Below are 24,061 nucleotides of genomic sequence, written 5' to 3'. Positions count from 1 at the left end.
GGTTGCGGCCCGCAGCGCCAGCGACTACGCGGCACCCTATGGCCGATCAGCCCCTCGCACCCGAAAACAGGATTTCCGACCCGGGCGTCCCGGTCATCCGGAACGTCAACTGGGGCGGCTTGCGCGCGCTCTATATCAAGGAGGTGCACCGTTTCTTCAAGGTGCAGCTCCAGACGATCTGGGCGCCGGCGGTACAGACGCTGCTCTACCTGGTGGTGTTCACCACCGCACTCGGCGCCCGCGGGGCGGTGCCGGTCGGCGGCGGCACCGTCGCCTTCGCCGATTTCCTGGCCCCGGGCCTGATCGTCATGGGCATGCTCACTAACGCCTATGCCAATGCCAGCTTCTCGCTGCTGGTCGGCAAGATGCAGGGTACGATCGTCGACTATCTGATGCCGCCGCTGTCGACCGGCGAGCTGCTGGCGGCGCTGGTCGGCGGCGCCGTCACCCGCGCCTTTCTGGTCGGCGGCGCGGTGTGGCTGGCGATGGCGCTGTGGCCGGGCGTCCACGTCACCCCGCGGCACCTGGGCGCCATCCTGTGGTTCGGGCTGCTGGGCGCGATGTTCCTCGCGCTGATCGGCGTGCTGACCTCGATCTGGGCGGAGAAGTTCGATCATGCCGCGGCGGTGCAGAACTTCATCGTCGGGCCGCTGACGCTGCTGTCGGGCACCTTCTATTCGGTCGATCGTCTCTCCCCGACGTTCCAGGCGATCAGCCACGCGAACCCGTTCTTCTACATCATCTCGGGTTTCCGCTACGGCTTCATCGGCACCGCCGATTCGCCCGTGCTGCTCGGCAGCCTGGTGATCCTGGCCGTGGACGTGGTGCTGGCGCTGATCGCCTATCGTCTGCTCGCCACGGGCTGGAAGACGAAGAGCTGAGCGCGCGAACCTCCGCATGGTGTTGACCGGCTCCGGCCGGTGCGCGTACATCGTTGAAAGGGCGGCCGGGCTTGGCCGCCCTTTCGCGTTTCTGGAGCTTTTCCTCAGCCTGAAGGAGGCAGTTCGATGACCATCACCGCGCTCATGCCCGTTTACCCACGGTGTGGCGTGCGCCCGGTGCGAGGCGAGGGCTGCTATCTCTACAGCGAGGACGGCACCAAATATCTCGACTTCGCCGCCGGCATCGCCGTCAACGCGCTCGGCCACGGCCATCCGCACCTGGTGAAGACGATCGCCGATCAGGCGGCGACGCTGATGCACGTCTCCAACCTCTACGGCAGCCCGCAGGGCGAGGCGCTGGCACAGCGGATCGTCGACCACAGCTTCGCCGACACGGTGTTCTTCACCAACTCGGGCGCCGAGGCGGTCGAGTGCGCGATCAAGACCGCGCGCCGCTACCACCACGCCAACGGCAATCCGCAGCGGCACAAGCTCATCACCTTCCAGAACGCGTTTCACGGGCGCACGCTCGGCGCGATCTCGGCGACCGACCAGCCCAAGATGCGCGACGGGTTCGAGCCGCTGCTGCCGGGCTTCGACTATGTCGCGTTCAACGATCTGGAGGGTGCGCTCGCCAAGATCGACGACGAGACCGCGGGCTTCCTGGTCGAGACGGTGCAGGGCGAGGGCGGGCTGATGGCCGCCACCCCCGAGTTCCTCCAGGGGCTGCGCAAGGCCTGCGACGAGCACGGCCTGCTGCTGGTGCTCGACGAGGTGCAGTGCGGCTACGGCCGGACCGGCACCTTCTTCGCGCACGAACAATATGGCATCGTCCCCGACATCATGGCGGTGGCGAAGGGCATCGGCGGCGGCTTCCCGCTCGGCGCCTGCCTCGCCACCGAGGAAGCGGCCAAGGGCATGGTGTTCGGCACCCACGGCTCCACCTACGGCGGCAACCCGCTGGCGATGGCGGCGGGCGAGGCGGTGCTCGACGTGATGCTCGAGCCCGGTTTCTTCGAGCACGTGAAGGCGATGGGCGAGCGGCTGCGGTCGGCGCTCGAACAGATGATCCCGAACCACGATCACCTGTTCGAGGAGATCCGCGGCAAGGGGCTGATGCTGGGCGTCAAGCTCAAGGCGGATGCGCGCGAGTTCGTGGCGCACCTGCGCGACAACCATCAGCTGCTGACGGTTTCGGCCGGGGGCAACGTGGTGCGCGTGCTGCCGCCGCTGGTGATCGAGGAAAGCCACATCGCCGAGGCGGTGGAGAAGCTTTCCGCCGGGGCGCGCAGCTTCGCGCCCGCCGCCGACAATTGATCCGCAACCGCTGAACCGACCGGCCCTGGCGCCGCCCTCCCGACTCCGCGCCTCCCGTGCGGGATCGGAACGGTGGGGCCGGGGCGAAGGGGTATTGTCATGACCCAGCTCCGCCATTTCCTCGATCTTTCCTCCGCCGGTGCCGACGGCGTCGCGGCGATGCTCGCCGACGCGCTCGACCGCAAGAAGGCGCGCAGCGGCTTTCCCAAGGGCAAGGCCGACGCCGACGCCCCGCTCGCCGGCCACACGCTGGCGATGGTGTTCGAGAAATCCTCGACCCGGACACGCGTGTCGTTCGACATGGCGATGCGCCAGCTCGGCGGCAGCGCGATCGTGCTCGACAGCGCGACCACCCAGCTCGGCCGCGGCGAGACCGTCGCCGATACCGCCCGCGTGCTGTCGGGCTATTGCGACGCGATCATGGTGCGCACCGACGACCATACGAAGCTGGAGGAAATGGCGGCCTATGCCAGCGTCCCCGTCATCAACGGGCTGACCGACGCGTCGCACCCGTGCCAGATCATGGCCGACCTGCTGACCGTAATCGAGGCGGGCATGGCGCTGCCCGGCACGAAATGGGCGTGGCTGGGCGACGGCAACAACGTGCTCCATTCGATCATCGAAGCGGGCGCGCTGCTGCACTTCGACGTCGTCGCCGCCTGTCCCGAGGGGTTCGACCCGGCACCTGAGGTGCTGGAGGCGGCCGGCGCCCGCGCGCGCGTCTGCCGCGATCCGGCCGAGGCGGTCGCCGATGCCGACGTGATCGTCACCGACACCTGGATCTCGATGGGCCAGGCGCATGCCGACGCGAAGCTCGCGGCGATGGCCCCGTTCCAGGTGACCGAGGCGCTGATGGCGCGCGCCAAGCCCGATGCCCGCTTCCTTCACTGCCTGCCCGCGCACCGCGGCGAGGAAGTGGTGCCGGCGGTGATCGACGGGCCGCAGTCGCTGATCTGGCCGGAAGCCGCGAACCGCCTCCACGCGCAGAAGTCGGTGCTGCGCTGGTGCTTCGGCCAGCTCGGCTGAGCGCCAGCTGAGGAACGCCGCCCGCCGACGTTGCCGAACGCGGGCGGCTTCCTATCTCTAGGCCACATCCACGAGTGCCGTTTGCCCCATCACACGGGGCCGCTCTTCTTCTCCCAAGCGGGCGGAAGGGGAAGGGCAGGGCTCGGACAGGCTCAGCCCGAACGGTAGACAGCATGCAGGAACCCACCGCCACCGATCTCGACCGCGCGATCGGCTTCACCATCCCCGACCGCGATGCCCGCGGCCGCATCACGCGGCTCGGGCCGGTGCTCGACTCGATCCTGTCGGCGCACGCCTATCCGCCGGCGATCGAGACGCTGCTGGCCGAGGCGCTGGCGCTGACCGCGCTGCTCGGCTCGACGCTGAAGGGCGAGGAGGGGCAGCTGACGCTCCAGGCGCAGACCCAGAACGGCGTCGTCCGGCTGATGGTGTGCGATTTCAAGGCCGGCGAACTGCGCGGCTATGTCGACTATGATGCCGAGCGGCTGGCCGAGTTGCCGGAGGCACCGTCGCTGTTCGCGCTGTTCGGCAACGGCTATCTCGCGATCACCTTCGACCAGGCAGTGACCGGCGAACGCTACCAGGGCATCGTGCCGCTGGACGGCGAGTCGCTGGCGGACGCAGCCCAGAGCTATTTCCTCCAGTCCGAGCAGATCCCGAGCCTCGTGCGGCTGGGCGTCGGCCGGGATGCCGCCGGGCGGCCGGTCGCGGGCGGGCTGTTCCTCCAGCACCTGCCGGATGGCGAGGAAGGGCGCGATCGCCTCCACACCCGGCTCGACCATCCGGAGTGGCAGCATGTCGAGGCGCTCGGCGCCACGATGGGTGCGGACGAACTGACCGATCCGGCCCTCTCGCTCGAGACGCTGGTCTGGCGGTTGTTCAACGAAGAGCGTCAGGTGTTGGTGCAGGGAAGCACCGCGTTGCGCCGCGGCTGCCGCTGCGACGCGACCTACATCCAGCAGGTTCTCGGCCGCTTCCCCGTGGAGGAACGGCGGGAGATGGCGGACGAGGACGGCATGATCACCGTCGACTGCGCCTTTTGCGCGACCAAGTTCCCGGTGCCGGTCGAGACGGTCGTTTCCTGAACGAGTTGTAAGCACGCCCCCCGGTCCCCACATCCGCGCCGGGGCGCCCCGGCGGGGCGGCGAACGGAGGGTGGACTATGGGGCGCAGGGACGTGGGTCGCGCGCTGGTGATCGGGGCGGCGCTGTCGCTGTGTTCGGCTTCGGCCGTCGCGGTGGCGCCGGGCTCGGCGGTGAAGGCGACGACGGCGATCGAGCCGGGGCAGTGGCTGGTGCGCGAGCGCGGCGCGAAGACCGGCGGGCGCAGCCTGTGCCTGCGCGACGCTTCCGGCTTCTTCCAGATGCGGCACCCCGGCGCGCAATGCTCTCGCTTCGTGGTGGCGAACGAGGCGACCCGCGCGACGGTGCATTATACCTGCCCCGGCGCGGGCCACGGCCGCACGACGCTGACGGTGGAGACGCCGCACTCGATCACGGTCGAGACGCAGGGGATCGCGAGCGGCATGCCGTTCCAGGACGAGTATCAGATCCGCCGCGTAGGCGGCTGCACCCCCGGCCGGAGCCGTTAAGGCTGGGTTTATGGAAGGGGTCTACAACCGTCGTCAGCCGGTTCTCCGGCGCATGTTTGCCCCTAACGACATGTTCCCTCGGGCCGCTTTCCAGCGGCCCGTTCTTTGTGCGCGACGCAGCGTTTCCTGGGGGACTCGGCGCCCCGAGGTTGCGACGCCGCCCGCCAGCGCCTAGCGGACCGTCATCATGACCGAACAGCCCTATGCCGTCGCCCTCGTCTCGGGCGGCCTCGATTCGATGGTTTCCGCGGCACTCGCGCGCGAGGCCGGATACCGCCTGCTCGCCCTGTCGGTGGACTACAACCAGCGCCATCGCATCGAGCTTGCCGCCGCCGCCCGCGTCGCCGCGGCGGTGGGCGCCGAGCGCCACGTCACGCTGCCGCTCGACCTGTCGGCGTTCGGCGGATCGGCGCTCACCGCCGACATCGCCGTGCCGAAGGATGGCGTGCAGCCGGGCATCCCCGTCACCTATGTGCCGGCGCGCAACACCATCTTCCTCAGCCTGTCGCTTGGCTGGGCGGAGGCGGCGGGCGCGCGCGACCTGTTCATCGGCGTCAACGCGCTTGACTATTCGGGCTACCCCGACTGCCGGCCCGAGTTCATCGCCGGCTTCGAGCACCTCGCCGAGCTGGCGACCAAGGCCGGGGTGGAGGGCGAGCGCTTCCAGATTCACGCGCCGCTCCAGCACATGACAAAGGCCGACATCGTCCGCGAAGGCGCGCGGCTGGGCCTAGACATGGGGATCAGCTGGTCGTGCTACGATCCGCAGGGCGATCTGCATTGCGGGTTGTGCGACAGCTGCCGGCTGCGCTCGAAGGGCTTCGAGGAAGCCGGCGTGCCCGATCCCACGCGCTACGCCACCGCAGCCTGAGCACCGCGCGATGAGCTACGCCGTCAAGGAGATGTTCCTGACGCTGCAGGGGGAGGGTGTGCACGCCGGCCGCCGTGCGGTGTTCGTGCGCTTCGCCGGCTGCAACCTGTGGAGCGGGCGTGAGGTCGATCGGGCGACGGCGGTGTGCCGCTTCTGCGACACCGACTTCGTCGGCACCGACGGGGAGGGCGGCGGCAAGTTCGCCGATGCCGCGGCGCTGGCGGCGGCGGTGGAGGGCTTCTGGGGCGCGGACCGCGCGCAGCGCTTCGTCGTCCTGACCGGGGGCGAGCCGATGCTGCAGATCGACGACGCGCTGGTCGACGCGATTCATGCCGCAGGCTTCACCATCGCGATCGAGAGCAACGGCACGCTCGCCGCGCATCCGGGCATCGACTGGGTGTGCATCAGCCCCAAGGCCGGCAGCACGGTGGTGCAGCGGCGCGGCGACGAACTGAAGCTGGTCTGGCCGCAGGCAGGCATCGACCTCGACGAGGTCGAGCGTTGGGACTTCGCCAACTTCCTCGCCCAGCCGCTCGACGATCCGCAGGCGGACGCCAATCGGCAGGCGGCGGTGGATCTGGTGCTCGCCCGGCCGAAGTGGCGGCTGTCGCTCCAGACCCACAAGCTGCTGGGATTGCGCTGAGCCGCTACGGGGCCCGGCCTCATCGAGAGGCCGGGATCATTTGGTTGTACGGCGGTCAGGCGCCGAGCGGGTAGGCGCCGCAGCGCTTGAGCTGCCACTCGCCCTTGCGCCAGCACTTGGGGCGGGTGAACGGCTCGGTGCTCGCCAGCGGGCGCTGATAGATGCTGCGCGGGAACTGCCGCTCGCCGGCCGGGACCAGGCTGTTGCGCAGCTTGCGCATGCGCTCCTGCGCCAGCTCGCCGAAATGCCCCTTGGGCGTGAACACCGCTTCCTGGCCGATTTCGCCCGCCGCCTGGCAGAAGTTGAGCTGCGCCGACACCGTCGAGAAGCTCGAATAGACGCGCGTGCCGAACTGGTCGAGCGCGGTCTGGCCTTCCTTCTTGGTCTTGGCCGATCGTTCGAAATATTTCGCCAGCACGTCGTAGCTGCGCTTGAGCTCGTCGGCATGGGTGTCGAGCAGGTCGTTGTAGTTGTTGAGCGTCAGCAGCGTCGGTTCGAACTGGCACTGGAGGGCGGCGACGTTGAGGCCGGCGCGCAGGTTCCACGCCAGCGCCGCGCGCAGCTCGTCGCCGGTCGCGCCGGGCAGCGCCTGTACCACGATGCCGGGCTCGGTGCCGGTCACCGCCGGCCCGGCGAGGTCGGGGGACTTGAAGAAGAACTGCGCGGAGGCGGGGGCCGCGTGGGCTGCCACCGCAAAGGCGGCGCCGGCGATCAGGGTTCGCACTGACTTCATGGGATCCTCTCGAGCGCCCGATGCGGCGCCATGCGGAGGGGGTACGGGTTTTTGGCACGCCTCGCCAAGAGGCTTTTTTCGTTTGCGTGCCGGTCGCAGCGTCGCCGGCCAGCTGTTTGGGATTGCAGCGAATCTTCGCCGGCGTCCTCGGCGGACGGGGCATGCCGCGCGGGAGGGCTGCCGGAGCCCGGATCGCCCCAAAAACAAAGGCCGCCCGGTTGCCCGGACGGCCTTTGCAACACAGACGTCGCGACGTCAGATTACATCGCGTTGGTCATGGTGTCGTTGGTCATCATGGTGTCGTTCGACATCATGGTGTCGTTCGCCATCATGGCGTCGTTGCCCATCGCGCCGTCGACCGCGGTCATGTTGTCGGTCATCGTGCCGTCGAGCGTGGTGTCGGTCGAGTTCAGATCGGTGACGATCGTGTTCTCGTTGGTGGTCTCGGTCTTGTCGCCGCAAGCCGCGACCATCAGCGCCGCACCGGCGACCATCGAGCTGAGAACGACCTTGGAAATGACTGCGCGCATGTAGAGCTCCCTAAACATATGGATTGGCGGCTTGGCTGCCGTTTAATACCCAACCGGGGATGGACATTAGTCGCTTCCCGTTCGCCCCTCAAGCGGGTTTTCGCCGGATGCGGTAAGTGACGCGAGCAGCCCCGGAAATTCGAGCAGCAGCGCGGAGTCGAAGGTCTCCGTCCGGCAGTCGCGACCGAGCGCCTGCAGGCTGGTGACTGGGAATTCGGGAAGCCCGCACGGCACGATCCCGCCGAAGTGGGAAAGGTCGGGCGACAGGTTCACCGAAAAGCCGTGGAAGGTGACCCATCGTCGCACCCGCACGCCGATCGCGCCGATCTTCGCTTCCTGGCCGCCGTCGCGCGTCCAGATGCCGATCCGCTCGGGCACCGCGAACGCCTCCACGTCGAGCCGGGCGAGCGCGCGGATCACCCATTGCTCGACGCCGTGAACGAAGCGGCGCACGTCGCGGCCGCGCTTCGCCAGGTTGAGCATCAGATAGCCGACGCGCTGGCCGGGGCCGTGGTAGGTGTAGCGACCGCCGCGACCGGCCGGGTAGACCGGGAAGCGCGGGTCGAGCAGTTCGACGGGATCGGCGCTGGTGCCGGCGGTGTAGAGCGGCGGGTGTTCGACCAGCCACACCAGTTCGCTCGCCATGCCGTCGGCGACGGCGGCGGCGCGCGCCTCCATCGCGGCGAGCGCGGCGGGATAGTCGGTGAGGCCGGGTTCGATGCGCCACTCGGGGTCGGCGGCGACGGCCGGCGGCGGGGCGGAAGGATCGGGAGTAAGCATTGGCAAGCCCCGGTAGCATGGGTAGAGCATCGCCGTCATGCAAGCAGTGGGAACCGCGACTCCGGGGGGCGCTTCGGTCTGGATGGAGCAGGTGTGGGATCGCACCGTCGCGTTCGTCCACGCGCAGCGCCGCACGCTGATCCCGCTCGCCGCACTGACGATCGTGCTGCCGGAGGTGATCGTCGCGATCGTCGCCGCCGGCTGGGGGCAGGAGGGCGGTGCGACCGGAGCCGCGGTGCGGCTGCTCGGCTATGTCGTGGCGGTGCTGGTGCTATGGGGCGAACTGGTGGTGGTCGCGATGGCGGCGGGCCCGGCGAGCGCGCGTGCCGCACGACGGCAGGCGACGCTGCGGCTGCCGGTGGTGATCGGCTTCGTGCTGCTGCTCAGCCTGGTGCTGCTGCTCGTGTCCATCCCCGGGGTCGCGATCCTCGCGGCGTACGGTTTCGATTTCGCGGCGGCGTTGGCGGGGGAGGTGATCGCGCCGAGACCGGTCGCCGCTGCCTGGATCGCTCTCTACGGCTTGCTGCTGCTGCCAGTGCTGCTGTGGATCGGCGCCCGGCTCAGCCTGGTGGTGCCGGTGGCGGTGATGGAGCGGCGCGGACTGAATGCCGTCTCGCGCTCCTGGGCGCTGACGCGCGGCCTCGCCGCCAGGATCCTCGGCATGGTGCTCCTCTACGCCGTCGTGTCGGGCGTCCTCACGATGGCGGCGCGGTTCGCCGGCGGCAGCGTGTTCGCGCTGATCTTCGGCGGCGACGCGGGGCTGGGCGCGGCATCGGTGCTGACGCTGCTGCTGGTCGCGACGGTGCGCGGTGCGATGACGGTGCTGTTGTGGGCGTTCACCGCGACGCTCTATGGGGCGGCGCGCGAACAACTGGACGGAACGGCGGCGCATCGATGAAGCTTGATCTGGCCGCGGTGCTCCGCGGCGCCTGGGCACTTTGGCGCGGCGAGCGCGCGCTGCTGCTGCCGATCGCCGGCGTGTTCCTGGTCCTCCCCACGGTTGCGGGAACGGTGTGGATGGTCCCGCCCGAGGTGGCCGACCCCAATGCGCCGGCGGACCTCGCCACGCTCGTCGACGGCATGCAGCGCTACATGGCGGCGAACCTCCATTGGCTGCTGCTGGAGGCGCTGGTCGGCGTGTTCGGCATGGCCGTGATCCTGGCGCTGTTCCTCGATTCGGAGCGGCCGACCGTCGCCGGGGCGATGCGAATCGCCCTGCGTCGCTTCCCCGCGCTGCTGCTCGCGCAGATCGCCTGCCAGTTCGCGGTGGTGCTGGGGCTGATGGCACTGCTGCTGCCTGGGCTCTACGTCCTCGGCCGTATCTTCCTGATTCCCGCCGCCCTCGTCGCCGAGCCGCGGCGCGGGGCGATCGACGGGATCGCGCGCGGCATCCAGCTCACCGCCGGCGCCGGTTTTGCGCTGCTCGGGCTACAGGTGCCGATCTACTTCGCCTCGCAACTGCTGATCGCGCTGGCGAGCGGCTTCACCGGCGCCGGCATCGGCAATCCGGTCGCGATGATGGTCGGGGCGCTGATCGCCGGGATCGGCAACGGCGGCATGGCACTCGCCTTCGCGCTGCTGCGCGTCACCGCCTATCGTCAGCTGGCCGACACGCGCGGGTAATGCGGCGCCGCGTTGGGCGAGAGGATGCCCGACGTGCGCGGATCGGCGAAGGTCTCCACCGTCCGCTTGAACGGGACGAAGCCGCTCGCGCGATAAAAGCCGAGCGCGCGGGGGTGGTCGAGCGTGCAGGTGTGCACCCACAGCCGCGCGACGTCCTTGCGCCAGGCGAGCGCCAGCGCCTGCGCCATCAGCCAGCGGCCGAACCCGCGCCCGACCAGCTCGGGCACCAGCGCGAAATAGGACAGCTCGCACTCGCCCGCCCGCCGGTAGTCGAGCTCGAGCATGCCGACCTCGATTCCCTGCCGGTCGACCGCGGCATAGACCGCAATGCCGGGATCGTGGACGATCGCCGCAAGCCGATCGTCGTCCATCACCAGGCGCGAGAACCACAGCCACGGCTCGCCCACTCGGCGAAACAGCGCGCGGTACTTGCCGAGATCCGGCATCGGCCAAGGCACCAGCCGCAGCGGCGCGTCGGGCAGCGGGCGCAGCGGCGGTCGCGTGCGCATCTCCAGCGAGGTGACGACCGTGGCGACCTCGTCCGCGCGGACCGGGATCAGCCCCATGCGCTCAGCTCCAGGCGGCCATCGGTGGCAGGCTCATCAGGATCGCGTCGATGTTGCCGCCGGTCTTCAGCCCGAACAGCGTGCCGCGATCGTAGACCAGGTTGAACTCGGCGTAGCGGCCGCGCCATTCGAGCTGGCGCAGGCGATCCGCCTCGTCGAAATCGTGGCGCATCCGGCGTCGCACCAGGGCCGGATAGATCGCCAGGAATGCCTCGCCCACGTCGCGGGTGAAGGCGAAGTTCGCGTCGAAGTCGCCTTCCAGGTGGTCGTAGAAGATGCCGCCGACACCGCGGTGGACGTTGCGGTGGGGGATGAAGAAATAATCGTCCGCCCATTGCTTGAAGCGGGGGTAGTAGGTCGGATCGTGGCGCTCGCACGCCGCCTGCAGCGTCGCATGGAAGTCGGCGGTGTCGTGCTCGTAGGGGATCGGCGGGTTGAGGTCGGCGCCGCCGCCGAACCAGCGCCGCGTCGTCACCAGGAACCGCGTGTTCATGTGCACGGCGGGGACGTGCGGATTCGCCATGTGCGCGACCAGGCTGATGCCGGTAGCGAAGAAGGCGGGGTTTTCCGCCGCGCCGTGGATCGACTGGGCGAAGCCTCCCTCCAGCGTGCCGGCGACCGTGGAGACGTTGACGCCGACCTTTTCGAACACGCGGCCCTTCATCACGCCGCGGACGCCGCCGCCGCCGGGGCCGCCCTCCGGGTCGACCCGGTCCCAGGCACTGTAGTCGAACGCCGCATCGGATCCCGCCTCGCGCTCGATCGCCTCGAACTCGGCGCAGATGCGGTCGCGCAGCTGCTCGAACCAGGTACGCGCGGCAAGCTGTTCGGAATCGAGCGAAATCATCTGCGAGCCTTAGCGGTGGGGATTGCGCGAAGTCGAGGGCGTCAGGGTGCCGGCCAGCCGGCGGTCTGGCGCAGCGCCTCGCCCAACACGATCGCGCCGGAGACCGCGACGTTGAGCGAGCGCATGCCGGCCTGCATCGGGATGGCGACGGCCAGGTCGGCGGCGGCGTGCACCGCCTCCGGCACGCCCGCGCCTTCGGAGCCGAGCAGCAGCGTGTCGTAGGGTTCGAATCGCGCGGCTGGGAGCGGCGTCGCACCGCGGGTGGTGAGCAGCACCAGCCGTCCGGGCAGCTGCGCGCGGAACGCGTCCCAGTCGACGTGGCGCACCACCGCGGCCTGCGCGGCATAGTCCATGCCCGCGCGCGCCAGCGCCCGGTCGCTCCAGGGGAAGCCCATCGGCTCGATCAGGTCGACGCCCACGCCCAGGCAGGCGCCGAGCCGAAGCACGGTGCCGACGTTGCCGGCGATGTCGGGCTGAAACATTGCGATCCGCACCCGCACGGGTTTGCCCTGCCTCAAACTCTTGCGCAACGACCTGATGTAGGGGGCGGCCCGCAGGCGGTACCCGGGGGCTGTTGGCAAAGTCGTACCCCCACGTCTATCACGTTGCCGAGGCGCCCCGTTCGTGGCGACTTGACGCAGCCGAATAGATGGCAAGGCTGCCTGTAGTTGGTTTGGGCGCGTTCGCGCCGATGGTTTGGTTGCAGGGGCAGTAGCGCATGGCGACGATAGACGAGGTTCCTCCCGGCGGAGCGCCCGGAGTGCACGAGGATGGGATCGAGAACCCGCGACGCCGCGATTATCTGTCGATCGCGGCGGTGTCGTTCGCGGGCGTCGGTGCCGGCGTGATCGCGCTGCCGCTGATCCACCAGATGAGCCCGTCGGCCGACGTGCTGGCGCAGTCGACCACCGAGATCGACCTGTCGGCGATCGAGCCGGGTCAGGCGATCAAGGCGTCGTTCCGCAAGCAGCCGCTGTTCGTGCGCAACCTCACCCCGCAGGAGATCGCGGAGGCCGACAAGGTCCCGGTGGATACGCTGCGCGACCCGCAGACGCTCGCCGAGCGCACCAAGGAGGGCAAGGCGAACTGGCTGGTGACGCTGGGCGTGTGCACCCACCTGGGCTGCGTGCCGCTGGGCGCGGGCGAGGGCGAGAACAAGGGGCCGTTCGGCGGCTATTTCTGCCCGTGCCACGGCTCCGCCTACGACACCGCCGGCCGCATCCGGCAGGGGCCAGCGCCCCTCAACCTCGCGGTTCCCGAATATTCGTTCACGTCCGACACCACGATCGTGGTGGGTTGAGGAAAGGCGCGCAATGAGCTTCCCCTGGGCCCAGCATTACGAGCCGAAGCACCCGCTGATGCAGTGGGTGGACAGCCGCCTGCCGCTGCCGCGCTTCGTCTACAACGCAATCGGCGGCGGCTATCCCGTCCCCCGCAACCTCAACTATTTCTGGAACTTCGGCATTCTCGCGGGTGCCGCGCTGATGATCCAGATCGTGACAGGCGTCGTGCTCGCCATGCACTATGCCGCCAACGGCGCGGTCGCGTTCGACTCGGTCGAATCGATCATGCGCGACGTCAACGCCGGCTGGTTCCTGCGCTACGCGCACGCCAACGGCGCCTCGATGTTCCTAGCGGTGGTCTACATCCACATCTTCCGCGGGCTCTACTACGGCTCGTACAAGGCGCCGCGCGAGATGGTGTGGCTGCTCGGCGTCGTCATCTTCCTCCTGATGATGGCGACTGCGTTCATGGGCTATGTGCTCCCCTGGGGGCAGATGAGCTTCTGGGGCGCGCAGGTCATCACCGGCTTCTTCTCCGCGATCCCGGGGATCGGCGAGACGATCCGCATCTGGCTGCTCGGCGGCTATGCGCCGGACAATGCCGCCCTCAACCGCTTCTTCTCGCTGCACTATCTGCTGCCGTTCGTGATCCTGGGGGCGATCATCCTCCACATCTGGGCGCTGCACATTCCGGGCTCGTCGAACCCGACCGGCGTCGAGGTGAAGGCACCGCAGGATACGCTGCCGTTCCACCCCTATTACACCGCCAAGGACGGCTTCGGCGTCGGCGTGTTCCTGATCGTGTTCGCCGCCCTGCTGTTCTTTGCGCCCAACTATCTGGGCCATGCGGACAACTACATCCCGGCGAACCCGCTCTCGACCCCCGCGCACATCGTCCCCGAATGGTATTTCTGGCCGTTCTACGCGATCCTGCGCGCCTTCACCGTCGACTTCATCATCCCGGCGAAGCTGTGGGGCGTGCTGGCGATGTTCGGCTCGATCCTGCTGCTGTTCTTCCTGCCGTGGCTCGATCGCTCGCCGGTGCGCTCGGCGAACTTCCGCCCCGTGTACCGCACGCTGTTCTGGGTGCTGGTGCTCGACGTGCTGGTGCTCGGCTTCTGCGGCGGCGCGCCGGCGGAGCCCGCCTACATCATCGCCAGCCAGATCGCGGCGGCCTACTACTTCCTGCACTTCCTGGTGCTGGTGCCGATCGTCTCCGCGATGGAGCGCCCGCGCCCGCTGCCGAACTCGATCACCGAGGCGGTTCTGGAAGGCAAGAGTGGCGCCCGCATGCGCGAAACCGCAGTGACCGGCTCGCCGGTTTCCGCCGAATAAAGGGACAGCATTTCCATGATTTCTTCCCTTTTCCGGGTCGCGCTGCGCAACCTGAACATCCTGGTCGGGTTGGCGTTCGCAGGCGTCCTGCTGCTCGCGCTCGGCACCACCATCTACGGGCTGGTGACCGAGCCGGCGGCGCCCACCGCCGAGCATGAGTTCCACCGCGAGCACAAGCCGCTCAAGCTGGCGTCGGACGGCCCCTTCGGCCACTTCGACCGGCAGCAGCTCCAGCGTGGCTTCCAGGTGTACAAGGAGGTCTGTGCCGCCTGTCACTCGCTCCGCCTGGTCGCGTTCCGCAACCTGGGCGACCTCGGCTACAACGACGCCGAGGTGAAGGCGATCGCCACCCAGTGGGCGATCCAGCAGCCGAGCATCAATCCGGAGACGGGCGAGGTCGCCACCCGCGCCAACATCCCGTCGGATCGCTTCCCGCTCGCCTTCGCCAACGACGTCGCCGCGCGCGCCGCGAACAACAACGCGATTCCGCCGGACCTGTCGCTGATGACCAAGGCGCGCGAGGGCGGGGCGGCGTACATCTACTCGCTGCTGACCGGCTATCGGAACCAGCCGGCCGAGCTGGTGCACGAGTTCCCGGGCGCCAAGACGCCGGAGGGGCTGCACTACAACCCGTATTTCGCGAACCTCAACATCGCGATGCCGCCGCCGATCACCAGCAACGATCAGGTGACCTATTCGGACGGCACCCGCGCGACGATCGACCAGATGGCCAAGGACGTCTCGGCGTTCCTCGTCTGGACCGCGGAGCCCAACCTGGAGACGCGGCACCAGGCGGGCCTGGCGACTCTCGCCTTCCTGCTGATCTTCACGCTGCTGACCTTCGCGGCCTATCGCAACATCTGGCGGGGCGTGAAGCATTGACCGAGACGGAGCGCGCCGCCGATGCCATTCGGCGGCGCATCCGGACCATCCCGGACTTTCCCAAGCCCGGCATCCAGTTCCGCGACATCACCACGCTGCTGCTCGATGCCGAAGGCCTGCGCCTCGCGGTCGAGCAGATGGTCGCTTCGGTCGAGGGGCCGGTCGATCTGGTCGCGGGGATCGAGGCGCGCGGCTTCGTCTTCGCGCCTGCCGTGGCCCTTGCGCTCGGGGCGGGGGTGCTGCTGGTCCGCAAGGACGGCAAGCTGCCCGGCGCGACGATTGCCGAGGACTATGCCCTCGAATATGGCACCGACCGCATCACCATCCACGCCGACGCCTGCGCGCCCGGTGCGCGCGTGCTGCTGGTCGACGACCTGATCGCCACCGGTGGCACCGCGCGGGCGGCGGTACGGCTGCTGCGCAAGGCGGGGGCCACCATCACCCAGGCGGCGTTCGTGGTCGATCTGCCCGATCTGGGCGGGGCCGATGCGCTGCGCGGCGACGGCATCGCCGTCCATGCGCTCGTCGACTACGCGGGACACTGACGTCCGCCAGCGCTGCTGGTCGGCAGGCTGCTGCACCTGCCACGCGCTTCTGACTTAAAAGAAAAGCACCGGCGCATCGGCGCCGGTGCTTTCGAACGCGACACCGCCGCCCGTGGATGGCGGCGTCGGCTTGATCGTCGGCTCAGTTCGTGCCGCGGCCGGTCTTTTCCTGCAGCGAATCGATGCGCTTGGAGGCGTCGGCCTTGGTGAGCGTGTCGTCGAACGGCTCGCCGGCCTCTTCGCTCAGCGTCTTGAGGTAAGAGGCCTGCGCGCCGGTCATCGGCTCGTCGCCGGTGGTCCAGTCGTCCGGGTCCTTCTCGGCGTTGGAGAAGGGCTCGCTCTTGGGGTTCTGCTCGGTCGTCATGGGGATCTCCTTCCCCGCGACAACGTCGCTGTTCTCAATCCGTTCCGGTCCACGCCTCCATCGGCAGCGACAGCGCTTCGGCCACCGCGGCGTGGCGGATGTGGCCACCGGAGACGTTGAGCCCGGCCGCCAGGTGGCGGTCGGCGCGCATCGCCGCCTCGGCGCCCAGCTTCGCCAGCCGCATCACGAACGGCAGCGTCGCGTTGTTGAGTGCGAAGGCAGAAGTACGCGCGACCGCGCCGGGCATGTTGGCGACGCAGTAATGGATCACATCCTCCTCGACGAACACGGGATCGTCGTGGGTGGTGGCGCGCGACGTCTCGAAGCAGCCGCCCTGGTCGATCGCGATGTCGACCAGCACGCTGCCGCGCTTCATCGTCTTGAGCATCTCGCGCGTCACCAGCTTGGGGGCGGCGGCGCCCGGCACCAGCACCGCGCCGATCACCAGATGCGCCCGCGCAACCGCCGAGGCGATCGCCGCGCGCGAGGCATAGGCCGTCTTGATCTGGCTGCCGAAGTGGAGGTCGAGCTCGGCCAACCGCTCATTGCTGATGTCGTAGATGGTGACGTCGGCACGCTGGCCCACCGCCATCTGCGCGGCATTCACGCCGGCCACGCCGCCGCCCAGGATCGCGACTCGCGCCGGCGCCACGCCGGGCACGCCGCCCAGCAGCACGCCGCGGCCGCCCTGTTCCTTCTCCAGATAATGCGCGCCGACCTGCACCGACATGCGCCCCGCCACTTCCGACATGGGCTTGAGCAGCGGCAGCGAGCCGCTGTTCGACGTTACGGTCTCATAGGCGATGCAGGTCGCGCCAGACCGCATCAGCCCTTCCGCCTGCGGCTTGTCCGCGGCGAGGTGGAGGTAGGTGAACAGCGTGTGGCGCGGCTCGAGCAGCGCGATCTCCGAGGGCTGCGGCTCCTTCACCTTCACGATCATGTCGCTCTGGGCGAACACGGCGGCGGCATCGGCGACGATTCGCGCCCCGGCGTCGACATAGTCCGAGTCGGTGAAGTCGATTCCGTCTCCCGCAGAAGTCTCGACGACGACTTCGTGGCCGGCGGCGGTCAGTTCCGCTACCGAAGGCGGGGTGAGACCCACCCGATACTCGTGGTTCTTGATCTCCTTGGGAACTCCGACGCGCATGGCTCTCTCCGGCTTGTATGTTGCTGCTATAGACCGGTTTGCGGCGGTGAGTAACATTGCGAGCGCAGAGCGCCCGTGCTACCCGCCGGCGCTTTCACGGCAACGAGTAGCGGTTCAGGCGATGGTCATGTCCCACCAGATCCAGCGATTGCCGCATCTGTGAATCCGCCTGAAAACGTGCTGGGAGGCGCCGCCCTCCTGCCATCGGAACGCGTCGAGGACGGTCATGCGCATGCCCGCGAGCAGGCGACGTGGAAGCTCATGCTCGGCGCCGTCGGCATCGTCTTCGGCGACATCGGCACCAGTCCGCTCTACGCGTTTCGCGAAACCTTCGACGGCCATCACAAGCTGGCGCTCGACACCCTGCACATCATGGGCGTCATCAGCCTGATGTTCTGGTCGATGATGATCGTCGTGACGCTGAAGTACGTCTCGATCATCATGCGCGCCGACAATAAGGGGGAGGGCGGCAGCCTGGCGCTGCTCGCGCTCGTCTCCGGCCGCACCCAGGGCAAGCGTTGGACCAGCGGCATCGTGCTGCTCGGCGTGTTCGCGACGGCGCTCTTCTACGGCGACAGCATGATCACGCCGGCGGTGTCGGTGCTCTCGGCGGTCGAGGGAGTGGCGATCGCCGCCCCGGCGTTCGGCGGGCTGGTGCTGCCGATCGCGGTTCTGATTCTGGTCGGATTGTTCTCGATCCAGCGCGGCGGCACGGCGCGGGTTGGCGCCTTCTTCGGCCCGATCATGGTCTGCTACTTCGCCGTCATCGCGGTCCTGGGCATCGTCAGCATCGTCCATACGCCGACGATCCTCCACGCGCTGCTGCCGAGCTATGCGATCAATTTCTTCGTGCAGGACCCGCTTCCCGCCTTCCTGGCGCTGGGCTCGGTTGTGCTCGCGGTGACGGGCGCCGAGGCGCTCTATGCCGACATGGGCCATTTCGGGCGGCGGCCGATCGCCTTCTCCTGGCTGTGGATCGTACTTCCCGCGCTGATGGCCAACTATATGGGGCAGGGTGCGCTGCTGATGCGTGAGGGCGCGACGGCGTTGCAGAGCCCCTTCTACATGCTGGCGCCGGAGGGGCTGCAGCTGCCAATGGTGTTCCTGGCGACGATGGCCGCGATCATCGCCAGCCAGGCGGTGATCTCGGGTGCCTTCTCGGTCACGCAGCAGGCGATCCAGCTGGGCTTCATCCCGCGGCTGCGCATCGACCACACCAGCGCCGCCACCGCGGGGCAGATCTACATCCCGCTCATCAACTGGGCGCTGATGGTGATGGTGATCCTGCTGGTGCTCACCTTCCGCACCTCGTCCAACCTCACCGCCGCGTACGGCATCGCGGTGACGGGGGCGATGCTGATCGACACCTGCCTGCTGGCGGTGCTGCTGTTCGCGCTGTGGCGCTGGCCGGTCTATTACGCGCTGCCGCTGCTGGCGGTGTTCTTCCTGGTCGATGGCGCCTATTTCGCGGCCAACCTCACCAAGGTGCCCGACGGCGGCTGGTTCCCGCTGATGATCGGCATCATCGTCTTCGTGCTGCTCACCACCTGGGCCAAGGGGCGCAAGCTGATGATCGAGCGGCTGCGCGAGGCGGCGATGCCGATCCGGATCTTCATCCAGTCGGCGGCGAACTCCGCCAGCCGGGTGCCGGGCACCGCGGTGTTCATGACCTCGACGCCCGACGGCGTGCCGCACGCGCTGCTCCACAACCTCAAGCACAACAAGGTGCTGCACGAGCGCGTCGTGCTGCTGACGGTGAAGATCAGCGACGAGCCGTTCGTGGCCGAGGAAGGGCGCGTGAAGGCCGAGGATCTGGGGCAGGGATTCCACCGGCTGATCCTGCGCTATGGCTTCATGCAGGACGCCGACGTCCCCGCGGCGCTGCGCCAGGTGCAGATCGCGGGCGGCGAGTTCCGGATGATGGAGACCAGCTTCTTCCTCGCGCGCCAGACGCTGCTGCCGTCGTCGCGGCCGGGGATGATGATCTGGCGCGAGAAGCTGTTCGCCTGGATGCTGCGCAACGCCGAAAGCGCGATGGAGTTCTTCAGCCTGCCCACCAACCGCGTGGTCGAGCTGGGCAGCCAGGTCGAGATTTGAGCGGCGGCGCCGGTCCCGATCCGGCACCCGCCGGTGCGCCGATCATCGTCTCGGCGCTGTTCGGCGCGGCGGACCATGCGCTGCTCGACGGGCTGCGGCGGCGGCACTTCCCGCCGGAGCGCAACCAGCTGGCCGCGCATCTGACGCTGTTCCACCACCTGCCGCCCGACCTCGCGCCCGAGCTGCGTCAGCGGCTGGCGGCCGAGACCCGCGGCGTGCCCGCCCCGCGCGCGCGCATCGCTGGGCTGCTGAACCTCGGCCGCGGGGTGGCACTCCGCATCGAATCGCTCGAGCTCGAGACGATTCGCGGCCGGCTGGCGGAGGCCTTCGCCGGGTTGCTGACCCCGCAGGACCGCGCCGGCTGGCGCCCGCACGTCACCATCCAGAACAAGGTCGAGCCCGCGCGGGTGCGTGCGCTGCTCGCCGAGCTGGAGCCCGATTTCCGCCCGCGTCCGATCGCGATCGCGGGGCTTGCAAGCTGGTGGTATCGCGGCGGTCCGTGGGAGGCGATTTCGCGTCACAACTTCGCTTGACCGAGGCGAAACGCCTTCGTATAGGCGCGCCCTCGCCACGGCGAGGCCCATTGGGGCGGAGTAGCTCAGCTGGTTAGAGCAGCGGAATCATAATCCGCGTGTCGGGGGTTCAAGTCCCTCCTCCGCTACCAACACGGCAGACCTTCTGCCCTCTTCCAATCGCCATTTTCGTTGCCGATCGCATCACGCCGCCAGGCGACGACGGCCCTCGATCTCCGACCCGCCTACCGTGTTCGGGAAGATGCGCGCCTTTGATCAGGTCGTGCATCTGGGGCTTTATACGTCGTCGTCGCTCTTGAGACTGGGGGCGCGGCTGCGCTCGCTGGTGGGCACGCCGCGACATTATGTCCAACGTGGCGTACAGTAATACGCCGGTGCCGAGGGGCTTGGCACCCATTGGCTTCCGCGATAGTGGCGGGCTCCAGCCTGCCTCTTGATGGTGCATGACCAGTTTGAAACCTCACCGACGGCTTGATGGATCTGGTGCCGCTATGCTGACCGGGCGGGATGAAGCGGTCGCGCTCAGCCTGATGAACATGGCGCTTGCGCTGCTCGATCGCGCGGAAAGTCACACGACGGCGGTCCATCTGCAGCTGGCGATCGATACGCTTCGCCGCGCCGCGTGCCGCGCGCCCACGCCGTCCGAAATCGATGCCTTCCTCGAACGCTGGTCCAAGGCAGCGCCGCCGCCCGCCGACAATCGCGGCGACGGCGCGCCCGAAGCCGATGCCGCGCGTTAGCGGTTCGTGCCGCCGGACGTGGGCGGCGTAGGTCCCATGTCGTCCAATCCCGTCGAGCAGCTAACCGAGGCCCAGCGAGAGTGCCTCCGCCTCGTGTTCACACGGCACAATTCCAAGGAGATCGCCGCGCTGGTGGGCGTCTCTCCCTCCGCGGTCGACAAGCGGATCGAACGCGCCGTCCAGCAACTCGGGGTGCCCACACGCTTCGCCGCCGCGCGTCTCCTCGCCGAACACGAGGGCAGGGAGGTTGCGGGCGGGCAGCCGCCGGCTGCCGATAACGCGATCGAAACCGGTGCCCTCCCGTCCGCCAGCGACGAGGCGGCATACGAACGGCTCCCATCCGATCCGATCGACGTTCCCGACGGCCCCACCCGACAGCAAGAAACGCCCCGGGACGAGCCGCTGTGGCTGGTCCGCCGGCTGTTCGGAGTGTCGCCCGACGCCGGTTTTCGGGGGCAGACGCGCAATCCGCTCGGCAAGCTCGGAAGGCTTGGCGTCATCGCCGGACTGGTCGTCACGATCGCGTTCGCGTCGATGGCGCTGCTCAACATGGGGCAGACGCTTTCCAAGCTGCTGAAGGATCACCGCGCCGCAAGCTCCCGCTGAACGCTGCGGCATGGCAGGAACATCGATGCTGAACGAACGACGCCGGGCGGCGGATCTGGTCGCTGCGGAATTTCTGAAGGCCGAGGCGGCGGCGGATCAGGCCGCGCTGCTCGCCGCGAGCTGCATGACGACGATGATCGACCAGCGCTCGAAGGCGAAGCTGCCGGTGGGAACCGGGCTGGAGGCGCTGCGCCTCGTCAGCGACGCGGCGGGGGATCTGGTCCGCGCGCGCCATCGGCTGGTGGAGGCGCATCTCGCCCTGGTCGAGGCGCGGGACGCGATCGGCCTGCGCACCATCGGCTACGGCGACCAGTCCGAATGCCCCGAGGTGGAGTTCACCGGTGCGATGGCCCCTGCCAAGCTCGCGGTCGTGGCCTGAAGCGCGACGGGGCGGCGGATGGAACGGGTCATCCTCTTCAACCTGCTTCATCTGCTCGCTACCGCCTATGCGGTCGGTCGGGGCGGGGCGCCGGAGCGATTCGCCGGCATGGCGCTGCTCCTCGCCACGCTCGCCACGCGCGTCGCGCAGCGACAGTTCCCGGCGCGGTTCGCCAGCGTGGAGTGGGGGGTGTTCGGGGTCGATCTCGTCCTGCTCGTGGCGCTTCTGGTCATCGCCCTTTTCGCCGACCGCTTCTGGCCGCTGTGGGTGACCGCGCTGCATGGGCTGGGGACCTGCTCGCACTTCGTGAAGCTCCTCGACCTGGAGGTGCTGCGAACCGCCTATGCGACGCTGAGCGCCGTGTGGAGCTATCCGATCCTGATCCTGCTGGTGAGCGGGACGGTACGCCACCAGCAACGGCTGCGGCGCGCCGGAAGCGATCCGGATTGGAGCAGGCCGGGCGCAGCGGCATCCTGAAGTGCTGCACCGCGTCTGCGCGGTGCGCGGCACCGGATTGTTCATCTCTTGCGGCTCGCACGCACAGCGGCCGCCAAATCATTGTGGACGTGCTGATCATGGCGTCATCCAAGACTCCTCGTGCTGTCGCGCGAGACGCGTATTCGCTGGCCTTGAAGCGGCGGGAGCATTTTAACCCGGCGCTGTTTTCAGACCCGGCGTGGAACATGATGCTCTACCTGTTCCTGGCCGGCGAGGAGGGGCAGAAGGTCGGCGACGTATGCGGCGCCTCGCTGGTCCCGCATTCCACCGCGTTGCGGTGCATCAAGGCGTTGCTGAGTACGGGGGTGTTCGCCTCGACGAACCTTGCAGATGGAAGCTGGCCGGACCGTGTCACCCTTACCGAGGACGCCAGGCTGAAGCTGACGGCCATATTGTCGGATGCGCCCGCGGGAACGGCCTGAATTCCGTTCTCGATCGATCACCCGCGGAGGGCATCGAGAAAGGAAAATCCCTAGAGAACGGCGGCAGCCCGTCGCGACCGAATGTCGGTCAGCGGCTCCAGCGCGACGGCGCGGTCGGCGTTTCGCGTCACGGCGCCACGCGCAGGGTGCCGCGGCCTGCGGCCTTGGCTTCGTAGAGCGCCGCGTCGGCGCGGGAGAGGGTGCCGCCGATCGCGTCGGGCGGTTCGGGCGACCAGCTGGCGCCGACGCTCGCGCCTACCGGGAGCCCGTGCTCCGCGACCGTTTCGAACGGTTCCTGCAAGCGCGCCGTCGCACGCTCGGCGAGGGTGCGCAGCACGGCGGCGTCGAGGCCGACGAGCACGACCGCGAACTCGTCGCCGCCCAGGCGCGCGACCAGGTCGGTGCTGCGGGTCATCGCGCGCAGCCGGGCTGCCGTCTCGACGAGCACGGCGTCGCCGGCGTCGTGGCCCAACTGGTCGTTGACCGGCTTGAACCCGTCGAGATCGATCGCCAGCACGCCGCACGCACAGCCGGGCGGCAGCGCGCGCAGCCGCTGGTCGAGCCCGCGGCGGTTGAGCAGGCCGGTCAACGGATCGGTGCTCGCCTGGGTTTCGGCGAGGGTGCGGCGATCGTGCTCGTCGGTGAAGTCGATCGCGACGCCGACGATCTGTTCGGGGGCGCCCTTCGCATCGCGCAGCAGCCGGCGGTCGCAGCGCATCCAGCGGATGCCGGTGCTGGTCTCGAGCCGATATTGGACGGAGGAGCGGTCGCTTTCCCCCAGGATCAGCGGCGCCAGGTCCGCCGCCGCGCGATCCTCCGCGTGGATGCGCGCGGAATAGTCGAGCAACCCCATCGTGCATGCTTCGGGGCCGGCGACGAACTGCGCCAGCGCGCGCGACGTCTCGAAATGCATCGAGGCGACGTCGAGATGTCAGGAGCCGCCGCGCACCGCCTCGGTCACCAGCGAAAGCCGCGCGTTCGTTTCGATCAGCCGGCGTTCGGCTTCGCGCTGCTGCGAGACGTCCTCGACGTGTGCCAGGAAGCGGATCGCGTCGCCGGAGTCATCGCGCACGACGGACGCGACGAGTTTCCCGTGCAGGGAGCTGCCGTCGCGCCGGACGTAGCGCTTCTCCATGCAATAGCCGTCGCGCCGGCGGTCGAGCACGCTCTGGAGCAGCTCCATGTCGGCGTCGAGGTCGTCGGGGTGGGTGATGTCGGCGATGGTGAGCCGCGCCATCTCCTCCGGCGTGCGGTCGAGCATCGCCGCGAAGGCGCGGTTGACGCGGAGCAGTCGCCCGTCGAGGCCGACCACCGCATTGCCGATCGGGGCGTTCTCGAACGCCTCGTGGAACATCGCCTCGCTCCGCGCGATCCGCTGCTGGAGGTCGTCGCGCCGGCTGATGTCGGTGACCAGCGCGAGGATGCCCAGCACGCTGCCGTCTTCGGCGATGTCGGGCATGTAGCTGCCCTGTACGCGCCGGCCGAGCTCCCCGTCGAAGATGTCGTACTCGTACACCACGGGCACGCCGGTCGCCGCCTCGCAGAGCTTCGCGGCGATGCGCGGATAGTTGCGTTCGCCCACCACCTCGCGGACGTGGCGGCCGAGCATGTCGGCGGGGGACAGGCCGCGCCATCGCGAATAGGTCGCGTTGGCGTAGCGGTATCGCAGGTCCACGCCGAAATAGGCGACCAGACCCGGCAGCAGATCGAGCATCCGCCCGAACGCCGGAGCGAGCGGAGCCTCTCGGGTAAGACCTTGAATAGCGCGCGGTTTCGCGTCCATGCCCGGTCGATACCGACGATCGGTTAACGCTTTGTTCCC

30 protein-coding genes and 1 tRNA gene are annotated in these 24,061 nt (G+C 68.8%); 21 read left to right on the top strand and 10 right to left on the bottom strand.

Annotated features, from left to right (window positions below):
- Positions 1-38: 38 nt before the first annotated feature.
- The 7 genes from ACBY01_RS02225 (at position 39) to queE (ending at position 6,329) form a co-directional block, all read left to right on the top strand.
- Positions 39-881, top strand: coding sequence for an ABC transporter permease (locus ACBY01_RS02225; RefSeq protein ID WP_416459129.1), 843 nt, complete (start codon positions 39-41; stop codon positions 879-881).
- A gap of 126 nt (positions 882-1,007) precedes the next feature.
- Positions 1,008-2,198: an aspartate aminotransferase family protein gene (locus tag ACBY01_RS02220; RefSeq protein WP_416459128.1), complete on the top strand. Its 1,191-nt coding sequence runs from the start codon at positions 1,008-1,010 to the stop codon at positions 2,196-2,198.
- 99 nt (positions 2,199-2,297) lie between these two features.
- Positions 2,298-3,224 carry an ornithine carbamoyltransferase gene (gene argF, locus ACBY01_RS02215; RefSeq protein ID WP_416459127.1) on the top strand — a complete coding sequence of 309 codons (927 nt, stop codon included), beginning with the start codon at positions 2,298-2,300 and terminating at the stop codon, positions 3,222-3,224.
- A gap of 173 nt (positions 3,225-3,397) precedes the next feature.
- Positions 3,398-4,309 (top strand): Hsp33 family molecular chaperone HslO, encoded by a 912-nt coding sequence (locus ACBY01_RS02210; RefSeq protein ID WP_416459126.1) that lies wholly within the window; start codon positions 3,398-3,400, stop codon positions 4,307-4,309.
- 77 nt (positions 4,310-4,386) lie between these two features.
- Entirely contained in the window at positions 4,387-4,815 is a 429-nt protein-coding gene (locus tag ACBY01_RS02205) for a DUF3617 domain-containing protein (protein ID WP_416459125.1), read from the top strand.
- 187 nt (positions 4,816-5,002) lie between these two features.
- Entirely contained in the window at positions 5,003-5,686 is a 684-nt protein-coding gene (queC, locus tag ACBY01_RS02200; protein WP_416459124.1) for a 7-cyano-7-deazaguanine synthase QueC, read from the top strand.
- Between the two features lie 10 nt (positions 5,687-5,696).
- Entirely contained in the window at positions 5,697-6,329 is a 633-nt protein-coding gene (gene queE, locus ACBY01_RS02195; RefSeq protein ID WP_416459123.1) for a 7-carboxy-7-deazaguanine synthase, read from the top strand.
- 55 nt (positions 6,330-6,384) lie between these two features.
- Here queE and ACBY01_RS02190 read toward each other — a convergent pair whose 3' ends face one another.
- The 3 genes from ACBY01_RS02190 to lipB form a co-directional block, all read right to left on the bottom strand.
- Positions 6,385-7,062, bottom strand: coding sequence for a hypothetical protein (locus ACBY01_RS02190; RefSeq protein WP_416459122.1), 678 nt, complete (start codon positions 7,060-7,062; stop codon positions 6,385-6,387).
- A gap of 260 nt (positions 7,063-7,322) precedes the next feature.
- Entirely contained in the window at positions 7,323-7,592 is a 270-nt protein-coding gene (locus ACBY01_RS02185) for a hypothetical protein (RefSeq protein WP_416459121.1), read from the bottom strand.
- Positions 7,593-7,658: 66 nt separating this feature from the next.
- The gene (gene lipB, locus ACBY01_RS02180) at positions 7,659-8,372 is read right to left on the bottom strand and encodes a lipoyl(octanoyl) transferase LipB (RefSeq protein WP_416459120.1); all 714 of its coding nucleotides are present in this window, start codon (positions 8,370-8,372) and stop codon (positions 7,659-7,661) included.
- 37 nt (positions 8,373-8,409) lie between these two features.
- On the opposite strand from lipB, the gene ACBY01_RS02175 reads away from it, so the two are divergent.
- Both ACBY01_RS02175 and ACBY01_RS02170 read left to right on the top strand, forming a co-directional pair.
- Positions 8,410-9,270 carry a hypothetical protein gene (locus ACBY01_RS02175; RefSeq protein ID WP_416459119.1) on the top strand — a complete coding sequence of 287 codons (861 nt, stop codon included), beginning with the start codon at positions 8,410-8,412 and terminating at the stop codon, positions 9,268-9,270.
- The gene (locus tag ACBY01_RS02170) at positions 9,267-9,995 is read left to right on the top strand and encodes a hypothetical protein (RefSeq protein ID WP_416459118.1); all 729 of its coding nucleotides are present in this window, start codon (positions 9,267-9,269) and stop codon (positions 9,993-9,995) included. Before ACBY01_RS02175 ends, ACBY01_RS02170 begins: the two co-directional genes overlap by 4 nt.
- Here the strand turns inward: ACBY01_RS02170 and ACBY01_RS02165 are convergent.
- From ACBY01_RS02165 to ACBY01_RS02155, 3 genes are read right to left on the bottom strand one after another with little or no spacing between them, the layout of a single operon-like run.
- Positions 9,971-10,561, bottom strand: coding sequence for a GNAT family N-acetyltransferase (locus ACBY01_RS02165; protein WP_416459117.1), 591 nt, complete (start codon positions 10,559-10,561; stop codon positions 9,971-9,973). The genes ACBY01_RS02170 and ACBY01_RS02165 overlap by 25 nt on opposite strands.
- 4 nt (positions 10,562-10,565) lie before the next feature.
- The gene (hemF, locus tag ACBY01_RS02160) at positions 10,566-11,408 is read right to left on the bottom strand and encodes an oxygen-dependent coproporphyrinogen oxidase (RefSeq protein ID WP_416459116.1); all 843 of its coding nucleotides are present in this window, start codon (positions 11,406-11,408) and stop codon (positions 10,566-10,568) included.
- Positions 11,409-11,449: 41 nt separating this feature from the next.
- The gene (locus ACBY01_RS02155; RefSeq protein WP_416459115.1) at positions 11,450-11,902 is read right to left on the bottom strand and encodes a tRNA (cytidine(34)-2'-O)-methyltransferase; all 453 of its coding nucleotides are present in this window, start codon (positions 11,900-11,902) and stop codon (positions 11,450-11,452) included.
- A 224-nt stretch (positions 11,903-12,126) separates the two neighbouring features.
- On the opposite strand from ACBY01_RS02155, the gene petA reads away from it, so the two are divergent.
- Genes petA through ACBY01_RS02135 form a run of 4 tightly spaced genes read left to right on the top strand, consistent with a single transcriptional unit; the run spans position 12,127 to position 15,453 of the window.
- Positions 12,127-12,708 carry a ubiquinol-cytochrome c reductase iron-sulfur subunit gene (gene petA / locus ACBY01_RS02150; RefSeq protein WP_416459114.1) on the top strand — a complete coding sequence of 194 codons (582 nt, stop codon included), beginning with the start codon at positions 12,127-12,129 and terminating at the stop codon, positions 12,706-12,708.
- Between the two features lie 13 nt (positions 12,709-12,721).
- Positions 12,722-14,026 (top strand): cytochrome b, encoded by a 1,305-nt coding sequence (locus ACBY01_RS02145; protein WP_416459113.1) that lies wholly within the window; start codon positions 12,722-12,724, stop codon positions 14,024-14,026.
- A 15-nt stretch (positions 14,027-14,041) separates the two neighbouring features.
- The gene (locus ACBY01_RS02140; protein WP_416459112.1) at positions 14,042-14,908 is read left to right on the top strand and encodes a cytochrome c1; all 867 of its coding nucleotides are present in this window, start codon (positions 14,042-14,044) and stop codon (positions 14,906-14,908) included.
- The gene (locus ACBY01_RS02135; RefSeq protein WP_416459111.1) at positions 14,905-15,453 is read left to right on the top strand and encodes an adenine phosphoribosyltransferase; all 549 of its coding nucleotides are present in this window, start codon (positions 14,905-14,907) and stop codon (positions 15,451-15,453) included. Before ACBY01_RS02140 ends, ACBY01_RS02135 begins: the two co-directional genes overlap by 4 nt.
- A gap of 142 nt (positions 15,454-15,595) precedes the next feature.
- Here the strand turns inward: ACBY01_RS02135 and ACBY01_RS02130 are convergent, their stop codons facing one another.
- Positions 15,596-15,817 (bottom strand): DUF3072 domain-containing protein, encoded by a 222-nt coding sequence (locus ACBY01_RS02130; protein ID WP_416459110.1) that lies wholly within the window; start codon positions 15,815-15,817, stop codon positions 15,596-15,598.
- Between the two features lie 34 nt (positions 15,818-15,851).
- Positions 15,852-16,964 carry an alanine dehydrogenase gene (gene ald, locus ACBY01_RS02125; RefSeq protein WP_416459109.1) on the bottom strand — a complete coding sequence of 371 codons (1,113 nt, stop codon included), beginning with the start codon at positions 16,962-16,964 and terminating at the stop codon, positions 15,852-15,854.
- Between the two features lie 198 nt (positions 16,965-17,162).
- On the opposite strand from ald, the gene ACBY01_RS02120 reads away from it, so the two are divergent.
- The 8 genes from ACBY01_RS02120 to ACBY01_RS02085 all read left to right on the top strand — a co-directional run bounded on the left by ACBY01_RS02120 (position 17,163) and on the right by ACBY01_RS02085 (position 22,239).
- Positions 17,163-19,061, top strand: coding sequence for a potassium transporter Kup (locus tag ACBY01_RS02120; protein WP_416459206.1), 1,899 nt, complete (start codon positions 17,163-17,165; stop codon positions 19,059-19,061).
- Positions 19,058-19,594, top strand: coding sequence for a 2'-5' RNA ligase family protein (locus ACBY01_RS02115; RefSeq protein ID WP_416459108.1), 537 nt, complete (start codon positions 19,058-19,060; stop codon positions 19,592-19,594). Before ACBY01_RS02120 ends, ACBY01_RS02115 begins: the two co-directional genes overlap by 4 nt.
- A gap of 54 nt (positions 19,595-19,648) precedes the next feature.
- Positions 19,649-19,725 (top strand) — tRNA-Met (locus ACBY01_RS02110).
- 360 nt (positions 19,726-20,085) lie between these two features.
- Positions 20,086-20,334, top strand: coding sequence for a hypothetical protein (locus ACBY01_RS02105; protein ID WP_416459107.1), 249 nt, complete (start codon positions 20,086-20,088; stop codon positions 20,332-20,334).
- A 36-nt stretch (positions 20,335-20,370) separates the two neighbouring features.
- Entirely contained in the window at positions 20,371-20,940 is a 570-nt protein-coding gene (locus ACBY01_RS02100; RefSeq protein WP_416459106.1) for a sigma factor-like helix-turn-helix DNA-binding protein, read from the top strand.
- Positions 20,941-20,965: 25 nt separating this feature from the next.
- Positions 20,966-21,319 carry a hypothetical protein gene (locus tag ACBY01_RS02095; protein ID WP_416459105.1) on the top strand — a complete coding sequence of 118 codons (354 nt, stop codon included), beginning with the start codon at positions 20,966-20,968 and terminating at the stop codon, positions 21,317-21,319.
- A gap of 18 nt (positions 21,320-21,337) precedes the next feature.
- Positions 21,338-21,796 (top strand): hypothetical protein, encoded by a 459-nt coding sequence (locus ACBY01_RS02090; RefSeq protein ID WP_416459104.1) that lies wholly within the window; start codon positions 21,338-21,340, stop codon positions 21,794-21,796.
- An 83-nt stretch (positions 21,797-21,879) separates the two neighbouring features.
- Positions 21,880-22,239, top strand: a complete 360-nt coding sequence (locus ACBY01_RS02085; protein ID WP_416459103.1) for a hypothetical protein — start codon at positions 21,880-21,882, stop codon at positions 22,237-22,239.
- A 127-nt stretch (positions 22,240-22,366) separates the two neighbouring features.
- Here ACBY01_RS02085 and ACBY01_RS02080 read toward each other — a convergent pair whose 3' ends face one another.
- Both ACBY01_RS02080 and ACBY01_RS02075 read right to left on the bottom strand, forming a co-directional pair.
- The gene (locus tag ACBY01_RS02080; protein WP_416459102.1) at positions 22,367-23,152 is read right to left on the bottom strand and encodes a GGDEF domain-containing protein; all 786 of its coding nucleotides are present in this window, start codon (positions 23,150-23,152) and stop codon (positions 22,367-22,369) included.
- Positions 23,153-23,170: 18 nt separating this feature from the next.
- Complete coding sequence (locus ACBY01_RS02075; protein ID WP_416459101.1) at positions 23,171-24,022, bottom strand: PAS domain-containing protein; 852 nt, start codon at positions 24,020-24,022, stop codon at positions 23,171-23,173.
- Positions 24,023-24,061: the final 39 nt, after the last annotated feature.

It is taken from the genome of Sphingomonas mangrovi (genome assembly GCF_047975845.1).
GTDB lineage: Bacteria > Pseudomonadota > Alphaproteobacteria > Sphingomonadales > Sphingomonadaceae > Sphingomonas.
Note: the sequence above shows the minus strand (reverse complement) of the source record. Positions and strands in the feature narration are given on the sequence as shown.

What these genes read in the sequence shown, in the direction of transcription:
- ACBY01_RS02210 (WP_416459126.1), top strand. Translation starts at nt 3,398, where the DNA reads ATGCAGGAACCCACCGCCACCGATCTCGACCGCGCGATCGGCTTCACC.
- ACBY01_RS02075 (WP_416459101.1), bottom strand. Translation starts at nt 24,022, where the DNA reads ATGGACGCGAAACCGCGCGCTATTCAAGGTCTTACCCGAGAGGCTCCG.
- lipB (WP_416459120.1), bottom strand. Translation starts at nt 8,372, where the DNA reads ATGCTTACTCCCGATCCTTCCGCCCCGCCGCCGGCCGTCGCCGCCGAC.
- ACBY01_RS02100 (WP_416459106.1), top strand. Translation starts at nt 20,371, where the DNA reads ATGTCGTCCAATCCCGTCGAGCAGCTAACCGAGGCCCAGCGAGAGTGC.
- hemF (WP_416459116.1), bottom strand. Translation starts at nt 11,408, where the DNA reads ATGATTTCGCTCGATTCCGAACAGCTTGCCGCGCGTACCTGGTTCGAG.
- argF (WP_416459127.1), top strand. Translation starts at nt 2,298, where the DNA reads ATGACCCAGCTCCGCCATTTCCTCGATCTTTCCTCCGCCGGTGCCGAC.
- queE (WP_416459123.1), top strand. Translation starts at nt 5,697, where the DNA reads ATGAGCTACGCCGTCAAGGAGATGTTCCTGACGCTGCAGGGGGAGGGT.
- ACBY01_RS02090 (WP_416459104.1), top strand. Translation starts at nt 21,338, where the DNA reads ATGGAACGGGTCATCCTCTTCAACCTGCTTCATCTGCTCGCTACCGCC.
- ACBY01_RS02220 (WP_416459128.1), top strand. Translation starts at nt 1,008, where the DNA reads ATGACCATCACCGCGCTCATGCCCGTTTACCCACGGTGTGGCGTGCGC.
- ACBY01_RS02080 (WP_416459102.1), bottom strand. Translation starts at nt 23,152, where the DNA reads ATGCATTTCGAGACGTCGCGCGCGCTGGCGCAGTTCGTCGCCGGCCCC.
- queC (WP_416459124.1), top strand. Translation starts at nt 5,003, where the DNA reads ATGACCGAACAGCCCTATGCCGTCGCCCTCGTCTCGGGCGGCCTCGAT.
- petA (WP_416459114.1), top strand. Translation starts at nt 12,127, where the DNA reads ATGGCGACGATAGACGAGGTTCCTCCCGGCGGAGCGCCCGGAGTGCAC.
- ACBY01_RS02140 (WP_416459112.1), top strand. Translation starts at nt 14,042, where the DNA reads ATGATTTCTTCCCTTTTCCGGGTCGCGCTGCGCAACCTGAACATCCTG.
- ACBY01_RS02130 (WP_416459110.1), bottom strand. Translation starts at nt 15,817, where the DNA reads ATGACGACCGAGCAGAACCCCAAGAGCGAGCCCTTCTCCAACGCCGAG.
- ACBY01_RS02095 (WP_416459105.1), top strand. Translation starts at nt 20,966, where the DNA reads ATGCTGAACGAACGACGCCGGGCGGCGGATCTGGTCGCTGCGGAATTT.
- ACBY01_RS02105 (WP_416459107.1), top strand. Translation starts at nt 20,086, where the DNA reads ATGCTGACCGGGCGGGATGAAGCGGTCGCGCTCAGCCTGATGAACATG.
- ACBY01_RS02205 (WP_416459125.1), top strand. Translation starts at nt 4,387, where the DNA reads ATGGGGCGCAGGGACGTGGGTCGCGCGCTGGTGATCGGGGCGGCGCTG.
- ACBY01_RS02185 (WP_416459121.1), bottom strand. Translation starts at nt 7,592, where the DNA reads ATGCGCGCAGTCATTTCCAAGGTCGTTCTCAGCTCGATGGTCGCCGGT.
- ACBY01_RS02145 (WP_416459113.1), top strand. Translation starts at nt 12,722, where the DNA reads ATGAGCTTCCCCTGGGCCCAGCATTACGAGCCGAAGCACCCGCTGATG.
- ACBY01_RS02225 (WP_416459129.1), top strand. Translation starts at nt 39, where the DNA reads ATGGCCGATCAGCCCCTCGCACCCGAAAACAGGATTTCCGACCCGGGC.
- ald (WP_416459109.1), bottom strand. Translation starts at nt 16,964, where the DNA reads ATGCGCGTCGGAGTTCCCAAGGAGATCAAGAACCACGAGTATCGGGTG.
- ACBY01_RS02165 (WP_416459117.1), bottom strand. Translation starts at nt 10,561, where the DNA reads ATGGGGCTGATCCCGGTCCGCGCGGACGAGGTCGCCACGGTCGTCACC.
- ACBY01_RS02170 (WP_416459118.1), top strand. Translation starts at nt 9,267, where the DNA reads ATGAAGCTTGATCTGGCCGCGGTGCTCCGCGGCGCCTGGGCACTTTGG.
- ACBY01_RS02190 (WP_416459122.1), bottom strand. Translation starts at nt 7,062, where the DNA reads ATGAAGTCAGTGCGAACCCTGATCGCCGGCGCCGCCTTTGCGGTGGCA.
- ACBY01_RS02175 (WP_416459119.1), top strand. Translation starts at nt 8,410, where the DNA reads ATGCAAGCAGTGGGAACCGCGACTCCGGGGGGCGCTTCGGTCTGGATG.